This is a genomic window from Streptomyces atriruber, from assembly GCF_001418325.1.
Taxonomy (GTDB): domain Bacteria; phylum Actinomycetota; class Actinomycetes; order Streptomycetales; family Streptomycetaceae; genus Streptomyces; species Streptomyces atriruber.
Map to the genome: position 1 here is coordinate 1 of NZ_LIPN01000545.1, position 8,169 is coordinate 8,169.

Annotated in this window: 8 protein-coding genes; 6 read left to right on the forward strand and 2 right to left on the reverse strand. The window is 71.6% G+C overall.

The genetic code is table 11. The features are described 5' to 3' along the window. Positions 1-467 precede the first annotated feature (467 nt). Positions 468-1,313, reverse strand: a complete 846-nt coding sequence (locus AOK03_RS38030; RefSeq protein WP_107098217.1) for a hypothetical protein — start codon at positions 1,311-1,313, stop codon at positions 468-470. Positions 1,314-1,591: 278 nt separating this feature from the next. Between AOK03_RS38030 and purN the strand changes: the two genes are divergently transcribed. Further along, entirely contained in the window at positions 1,592-2,230 is a 639-nt protein-coding gene (gene purN, locus AOK03_RS38035; RefSeq protein WP_371934791.1) for a phosphoribosylglycinamide formyltransferase, read from the forward strand. Next, the gene (gene purH / locus AOK03_RS38040; protein WP_055569931.1) at positions 2,227-3,822 is read left to right on the forward strand and encodes a bifunctional phosphoribosylaminoimidazolecarboxamide formyltransferase/IMP cyclohydrolase; all 1,596 of its coding nucleotides are present in this window, start codon (positions 2,227-2,229) and stop codon (positions 3,820-3,822) included. The genes purN and purH overlap by 4 nt, the downstream gene beginning before the upstream one ends. A gap of 76 nt (positions 3,823-3,898) precedes the next feature. On the opposite strand, the gene AOK03_RS38045 is transcribed toward purH, so the two are convergent. Further along, complete coding sequence (locus AOK03_RS38045; RefSeq protein WP_055569932.1) at positions 3,899-4,522, reverse strand: hypothetical protein; 624 nt, start codon at positions 4,520-4,522, stop codon at positions 3,899-3,901. A gap of 256 nt (positions 4,523-4,778) precedes the next feature. Here AOK03_RS38045 and AOK03_RS38050 point away from each other — a divergent pair, with 256 nt between their 5' ends. The 4 genes from AOK03_RS38050 to AOK03_RS38065 form a co-directional block, all read left to right on the forward strand. Further along, a complete protein-coding gene (locus AOK03_RS38050; protein ID WP_055569933.1) occupies positions 4,779-5,633 on the forward strand; it encodes a bifunctional methylenetetrahydrofolate dehydrogenase/methenyltetrahydrofolate cyclohydrolase in 855 nt (284 codons plus the stop codon). A gap of 30 nt (positions 5,634-5,663) precedes the next feature. Continuing rightward, positions 5,664-6,149 (forward strand): DUF3017 domain-containing protein, encoded by a 486-nt coding sequence (locus tag AOK03_RS38055; protein ID WP_055569934.1) that lies wholly within the window; start codon positions 5,664-5,666, stop codon positions 6,147-6,149. A gap of 325 nt (positions 6,150-6,474) precedes the next feature. Further along, positions 6,475-7,638, forward strand: coding sequence for a sensor histidine kinase (locus AOK03_RS38060; RefSeq protein WP_055569935.1), 1,164 nt, complete (start codon positions 6,475-6,477; stop codon positions 7,636-7,638). A gap of 16 nt (positions 7,639-7,654) precedes the next feature. Further along, positions 7,655-8,169: response regulator (locus AOK03_RS38065; protein WP_055569936.1), on the forward strand; the 515-nt coding region annotated here is incomplete at its 3' end.

The window sequence follows — 8,169 nt, forward strand, 5'->3', positions numbered from 1 at the left end:
GGGGGTGGCCGGGGCGGCCGGTGAGAAGCGGCGGGTCCGGCTGTCGAGGCTGCCCCGGCTCACGCTGCCTTCGCCGCGGCCCCGGATCCCACACGTACGTCTTCCGTGGCCCGGACGGGCGGCTGAGGCGGCCGAGGCGACTGAGGCGGCTGAGGGCGAGCCGGAACCCACAGCTCCGGAACCCACAGCTCCGAAACCCACAGCTTCGGAACTCTCAGCTCCGGAAACCATGGCTCCGGAACCCACGGCTCCGGAACCGACCGCAGCCCAGGACCCAATCGAAGCCCCGGCGCCCGCAGAGGCGCATGAAAGCCCGCAGGCGCCGGACCTCCCGCCCCCGCCCCCCATCTGGCACGACGAAGCCGCCCGCGAGGCCCGCTGGCAGGCGCTCAAGGAGGAGGGGGAACGACTCTGGGAGCGCCGGACGCGCCCTCCGGAGTCGCCCTGATCGTCACCTTGGACGTCGGCTAGTCCTGCTCGCCCAGGAGCGGACGCAGCTGTTTCGGCAGCAGGTCCTCGCAGGACTGCTTCGACGCGCTGGTCAGCGCGTCGTCCACGCACGTGTAGTAGTCCCGGTACACCAGCTGCGCCGTGAACGTACCGGCCACCATGAGGAGCGCGAGGGCGCCCGTCACCAGGCCGCTGATCGCGGCCGTCGTCTGCGGCCGCGTGCTCGTCGTCGGCTCGGCCTGGGGAGGCCCGGCGGCGGCCGGAGCGGCCGCGGCAGTCGGCGCGGCAGTCGGTGCGGCGGCGCCGGGCGCCTGTGCCGCAGTCGGTGCAGCTGTCGGTGCCGTCGGGTCCGGCGTGCGCGGCTTCGCACGCAGCGCCTGGACGGCCCACATCACCGCGAGCGCGCCGAGCAGCAGTGCCACGTACCGCCAGCCGAAGAGGGCGAAGAAGAAACCCCACATGCCGGAGAGCAGGGCGTACCGCGCGCGGCGCTGGGCCGGGTCCGTCGGGTCCCAGCGCATGCCGCTGCCGTTGCCGCCGCCGGGCGCCGACGGGCCCTCCTGGCCGGGGCCGTTCTGCTGGCGGGGCCGGTCGCCGAAGCCGCCCTGGGAGCGGCCGGGCTGACGGTCGCTCCACTGGCTTCCCCAGGGGGAGCCCTGGTTGCCGCCGGAGTCGTCGCCGTCCGGGGCGGAGCCGCCCGAGGGGCGGCGCGGCTGCCACGGCCGGTCCGGTGTCCCCTCCGGCGGCGGCGCGAAGGGGTTGTCGTCGTCCTTGCCCGTTCCCTGGGCGCCCGAGCCCCGGGACTCCGGTCCCTGGGATTCCGGGTCCTGCGGCGGAGACGAAGGGCGGCTACGGTCCGGCATCAGGTGTGCGTCTTCCCCTTGGTAGGGCCGTGGCGGAGCCGTTGTGCGGCTCGACAACCCGGCGTTCTTCGGTATTCAGGCGCTTCCCCACAGACGCTACCTTCCGCCCGCGCCCCCGTCCCGTGAGGGGCGGTTCCGGGGTGCCGGTATCGTTGCTGGCGGTCGGCCGCTTCGTAGGGTTCCCCGTATCGCGGCACCCGAAGCCTTCGTACGACCGTACAAAGACGCACCTTCGAAGACACCTTTGAAGACGCATCCTTCCGAGAAAGGGCCCCGCTGTGGCCAAGAGCGCTGTGGTCGCGCGCCCCAAGCGCCTCGTCGTGCTGGTGTCCGGGTCGGGCACGAATCTCCAGGCCCTGATCGACACCATCCGCGCCGAGGGGGCCGAGGGATACGGCGCCGAGATCGTCGCCGTGGGCGCCGACCGTGACGGCATCGCCGGTCTGGAGCGTGCCGAGCGCGCCGGGATCCCGACCTTCGTCTGCCGGGTGAAGGACCACGCGACCCGCGACGAGTGGGACGCGGCCCTGGCGGCGGCGACGGACGCGCACGGCCCCGACCTGGTGGTCTCCGCCGGGTTCATGAAGATCGTGGGGAAGGAGTTCCTCGCGCGCTTCGGCGGGCGGTTCGTGAACACGCACCCCGCGCTGCTGCCCAGTTTTCCGGGGGCCCACGGTGCGCGCGACGCGCTCGCGTACGGCGTGAAGGTCACCGGCTGCACCGTCCACTTCGTCGACGACGGCGTCGACACCGGCCCGATCATCGCCCAGGGCGTGGTCGAGGTCCGGGACGAGGACGACGAGAGCGCTCTGCACGAGCGCATCAAGGAAGTCGAGCGCACGCTGCTCGTCGATGTCGTGGGGCGTCTGGCCCGGCACGGCTACCGCATTGAGGGACGAAAGGTTCTTATCCCGTGACCGCCGAAGCTACGAACGCCAACGCAGCTACGAACGCCGACGCCGCGCAGCGCCCCATCAAGCGCGCGCTCGTCAGCGTCTACGACAAGACCGGACTGGAAGAGCTCGCGCGCGGGCTGCACGAGGCGGGTGTCGAGCTCGTCTCCACCGGCTCGACCGCCTCGAAGATCGCCGCCGCCGGGGTGCCCGTCACCAAGGTCGAGGAGCTCACCGGCTTCCCCGAGTGCCTGGACGGCCGGGTCAAGACCCTGCACCCGAAGGTCCACGCGGGCATCCTCGCCGACCTGCGCCTGGAGGACCACCAGCGGCAGCTCGCGGAGCTCGGCGTCGAGCCCTTCCAGCTCGTCGTCGTGAACCTCTACCCCTTCAAGGAGACCGTCGCCTCGGGTGCCACGCCCGACGAGTGCGTCGAGCAGATCGACATCGGCGGCCCCTCGATGGTCCGCGCCGCCGCCAAGAACCACCCCTCGGTCGCGGTCGTCACCGACCCGAAGCGGTACGCCGACGTGCTCGCGGCGGTCAAGGCGGGCGGCTTCGACCTGACGGCGCGCAAGCGGCTTGCCGGAGAAGCGTTCCAGCACACGGCCGCGTACGACGTGGCTGTCGCGAGCTGGTTCGCCGACGGCTACGCGGCCGCCGACGAGTCCGGCCACCCCGACTTCCTCGGTGCGACCTACGCGCGCAAGAACGTCCTCCGCTACGGCGAGAACCCCCACCAGGGCGCGGCCCTCTACGTCGACGGCACGGGCGGCCTCGCCGAGGCCGAGCAGCTGCACGGCAAGGAGATGTCGTACAACAACTTCACGGACACGGACGCCGCGCGCCGTGCCGCGTACGACCACGACGAGCCCTGCGTCGCGATCATCAAGCACGCCAACCCGTGCGGCATCGCGATCGGCGGGAACGTCGCCGAGGCGCACCGCAAGGCGCACGCCTGCGACCCGCTCTCCGCGTTCGGCGGCGTGATCGCCGTCAACCGCCCGGTCTCCAAGGAGATGGCGGAGCAGGTCGCCGAGATCTTCACCGAGGTCATCGTCGCGCCCGAGTACGAGGACGGCGCCCTCGAAGTCCTCACCAAGAAGAAGAACATCCGCGTCCTGCGCGCCCACCGGGCGCCGTCCAACGCGGTCGAGGTCAAGCAGATCGACGGCGGCGCGCTGCTCCAGGTCACCGACCGCCTCCAGGCCGACGGCGACAACCCCGCCAACTGGACGCTCGCCACGGGCGATGCGCTCAACGCGGGCGAGCTCGCCGAGCTCGCGTTCGCCTGGAAGGCGTCCCGCGCGGTCAAGTCCAACGCGATCCTGCTCGCCAAGGACGGCGCCTCCGTCGGTGTCGGCATGGGCCAGGTCAACCGCGTCGACTCCGCGAAGCTCGCGGTCGAGCGTGCGGGCGAGGAGCGGGCGCGCGGCTCCTACGCCGCCTCCGACGCGTTCTTCCCCTTCCCCGACGGTCTGGAGATCCTGACCGCCGCGGGCGTCAAGGCCGTGGTGCAGCCGGGCGGTTCGGTCCGCGACGAGCTGGTGGTCGAGGCCGCGAAGAAGGCGGGCGTCACGATGTACTTCACGGGGACGCGGCACTTCTTCCACTGAGCGGACCCGACGTACGAAAGACGGTGGCCGCGCCCCCTGCGAGGGGCGCGGCCACCGTCGTACGTACTCGACTTGCTCAGTACCGCGGGCGGTTGAACCAGGCGGTGCCGCTGGGGACGACGGGCGCCAGGGTGATGATGATGCCGAAGACCAGCCAGATCAGCGGGCCGATGATCGCGGAGGCGAGGCCCGTGTCCAGGCCGACGAAGAGGTAGATCAGGCCGACGATGGCGCCGAGCGCCCCGTACACCACCGTGGTGATGCGCACGCCCTGGCCGCCGCGGCTGAACTTCACGCCGAGCGTGATCGACAGGGTGGCGAGACCCGCGGCTATGAGCGCGAGGATGACGAACACGCCGGCCGCCGCGTCACCGATTCCCGCGTCGTCGAGACCGAAGTCGTCGGCGCTGTCGGAGACGTCGTTCGCGATGGCGGCGAAGTAGAGGAAGCCGATCGCGGCCAGGATCTGCACCGACGAGATCAGGAACAGGAAGACCCGCGCCGTGACCAGGAGGCCCGGCATCGACTGCTGCATCATGTTGCCGCCCGGGTAGCCGGGGTAGGCCGGCTGCTGCGGGTAGCCGTAGGGCTGCTGCGGCGGGACGCCGGGCGGGCCCTGCTGGGGGTAGCCGTACCCGGGAGCGGCCGGGGGCTGCTGGGGCGGCTGCCCGTATGGGTTGTTCGGGTCGCCGTAACTCATGGCGGTCTTCCTCCGTCAGGTGGTGCGGGGACGACGCGGCACACCACGGAGGAAGGTTCTACAGATGCGGTCCGTCCCCCCGACACTGCCCGCGGCACTGTGCCGCATATCGTTCTTTAGGCATGGCTTATTTGTCCAGCCGCATTCCGTATGCGTTGTGCAAGTGCAACCTCGCTGATCAGCGGGTGAACCACCGTGGCACCAGGGGAGTGCCCTGATTGGTACCGGGCGGGTCTCATCCGGGAAGATGGGGGGCATGACCGCCCAGATTCTCGATGGCAAGGCCACCGCAGCCGCGATCAAGTCCGAACTGACCGCCCGCGTGGCGGCCCTGAAGGAGAAGGGCGTCACGCCCGGACTCGGTACCGTCCTGGTCGGCGACGACCCGGGCAGCCAGAAGTACGTCGCGGGAAAGCACCGCGACTGCGCGCAGGTGGGCATCGCCTCCATCCAGCGTGAACTGCCCGCCACCGCCTCCCAGGAGGAGATCGAGGCGGTCGTCCGCGAGCTCAACGAGGACCCGGCCTGCACCGGCTACATCGTCCAGCTCCCCCTCCCCAAGGGCATCGACGAGAACCGCGTCCTGGAGCTCATGGATCCGGACAAGGACGCCGACGGCCTGCACCCGATGAACCTCGGCCGTCTCGTCCTGAACGAGCCGGCACCGCTGCCCTGCACCCCGTACGGGATCATCCGGCTGCTCCGGCAGCACGACGTGGAGATCAAGGGCGCCGAGGTCGTCGTCGTCGGCCGCGGCGTGACCATCGGCAGGCCCATGCCGCTCCTTCTCACCCGCAAGTCGGAGAACGCCACGGTCACCCAGTGCCACACCGGCACCCGTGACCTCGCCGCGCACCTCAAGCGGGCGGACATCATCGTGGCCGCGGCGGGCGTCCCGCACCTGATCAAGCCCGAGGACGTGAAGCCGGGCGCCGCCGTCCTGGACGTGGGCGTCTCGCGCGACGAGAACGGCAAGATCGTCGGCGATGTCCACCCGGGCGTTGCCGAGGTCGCCGGCTGGATCTCGCCGAACCCGGGCGGCGTCGGCCCGATGACCCGCGCCCAGCTCCTGGTGAACGTCGTCGAGGCCGCGGAACGCGCCGCGCGCTGAGCCGCGCGCCGAACGGAAAGAGGCGAGGCCATGAGCGAGGCCAAGAGTTCAGAAGCTGAACCGGGCAGCACCCCGGAGACTCCCCGGGCCAAGGGCGCGGTCAGCGCGCCGGGTCCGGACGGGCGGCCGCGGAAGGTGTCGCGCCGTTTCCCGCTGTTCACGCGTGACACCGCGCGCCCCGAGGGCGGCGGCCGCGCCGCGGCGGGCAGCGCCCCCGCACCGGCCCGGCAGTGGCCGCTCCTCAGCGTCGTCTCGCTGGTCGGGCTCGGACTGCTGCTCACCGCGCTCGACGTGTTCCGCGTCGGCACGCTGCTGATCGGCGTCGCCCTCATCGGCGGCGCCGTGCTGCGCTGGGCGCTGCCGGACGTCGGGATGCTCGCGGTGCGCTCGCGCTTCACGGACATGGTCACGTACGGGGCGCTGGGCCTCGCCATCGCACTCCTCGCGATGATGGCGCAGCCCAGGCCCTGGCTGGAGATCCCGTTCCTGGACGACACGTTGCACTACACGATCTAGCCGGACGTACGGCGGCTTGACCGGACGTACGTCAACTTGACCGGACGTCCGTCCGTGCATGCGCAGGCGCCTGACAGTGGCCCGTCCTCCCCCGAGGGGACGGGCCACCGTCATGCGGACCGGGCCTTCCCCCGTGCGGTCCCCCGACGGCCGCGGTCCTGTGTGGTGCTGGTCCCACAAACTACGGGCGGGCCGTCGGTCGTGTCGTCACGCCCTGGGTGGAACTCCGCCTGCTCCAGCGGTGGTAGACGGGCGGTTCCTACAACTTCCGCGGTACCGCGGCTGGTTGACGTTCATCCGCCCATATGCGCGTTACGCTGCGGCGATGCGGATCCGCCCCCTCGCTGTCGACGCACTGATCGCGGTCGCCCTGACCACGGTGGCCGTGCTGCTCGGGGGCGAGTCCGTCAAACAGGGCTGGATCGCCCTCGACCCCCTCGGATATGCCCTGGTCGCGCTGATCTGCGTGCCCGTCGTGGTCCGCAGCAAGGCACCGCTCGCCGTGCTGCTCGTCGTGCATCTGGCGTGGTTCGTGTACGTCACCGTCGGCTACTGGCCAGTGGTCGGCACCTTCGGACCCATGCTCACCGTCTACACGGTCGCCTCCCTGCGGCCCCCACGCGTCTCCCTCGCCTGCACCGCCCTGATGGCCGCCGTGTGGATCTACGCGGGCGCGATCAGCGAGGACGCCTCGATGCCGTCCGTCGTCGGCCAGGCCGTCGGCTTCTCCCTCGTCCTGTGGCGCTTCGGATTCGTCGCCCGCCGATCGACCGAACTCGCGCGGCAGTTGAAGCGCGAGCAGGACGAACGGGCCCGGCGCGAGGTCGCGGAGGAACGGGGACGCATCGCGCGCGAACTCCACGACGTGGTCGCCCACCACATGTCGGTGATATCCGTGCAGGCGGGCCTCGCGACGTTCGTCTTCGGCACCGACCCCGCCACCGCCCGCGCGGCGCTCGGCACGATATCGGGGACCAGCGGCGAGGCGCTCGAAGAGCTGCGCCGCATGCTGCGGGTGCTGCGGGCCGAGGACGGTGAGCACACCGGCGACGCCCCCGAGGCCCCGATGCCGGGCCTGGCCCGCCTGGACGAGATGGTCGAGCGGGTCCGCGCCGGGGGAGTCCGCGTCGAACTGCGGGTCACGGGGACGCCGCGGCCGGTGGCGCCCGGCGTGGAACTCTGCGCGTACCGCGTGGTGCAGGAGGCGCTCACCAACGTACTGAAGCACGCCCATGGAGCCGCGGCGTCCGTCGAACTCGCCTACCGGCGGGGGTACATCGAGGTCGCGGTGATCAATGACGGGGAGGGGGTGATTCAGGACAGAGTGCGGACGGGCAGCGGACACGGCTTGATTGGGATGCGGGAGCGGGCCAAGCTCTACGGCGGGGCGATCAGTATCGGCCCGCTGAGCGAGGGGGGATTCGCCGTGCGGCTCACCCTGCCGACCTCGGCGCGGGCCGCGGCGCGGGGGGACGACGCAACGCAATGAGCCGGGTGACCACCGGATGACCGCAGGTATCAAAGTGCTCGTCGTCGACGACCAGTTCCTCATTCGTGCGGGGCTGGTGGGGCTGCTGCGTGCCGCGCCCGGCATCGAGGTCGTGGGTGAGGCGGGCGACGGCGACGAGGCCGTGGCGCTCGCCGCGCGGACCCGCCCCGACGTCGTTCTCATGGACATCCGCATGCCGGGCATGAACGGCATCACCGCCACGGCGAAGATCCTGGAGCAGGCCGCCGAACCCGCGCCGCGCGTGCTGGTGCTGACGACGTTCGACCTCGACGAGTACGTGTACGGGGCGCTGCGGGCCGGTGCGTCCGGGTTCCTGCTCAAGGACTCGGGGCCCGAGCGGCTGCTTGCCGCGGTCGCGGCGGTCGGTGGTGGCGACGCGCTCTTCGCGCCCAGTGTGACGCGGCGCCTGGTCGAGGCGTTCGCGCGGCAGACGGCGGGGCCGGGGGCGGAGGAGGGGGAAACGCCCCCCGACCTCGGGGTGTTGACCCTGCGCGAGGTCGAGGTCCTGAA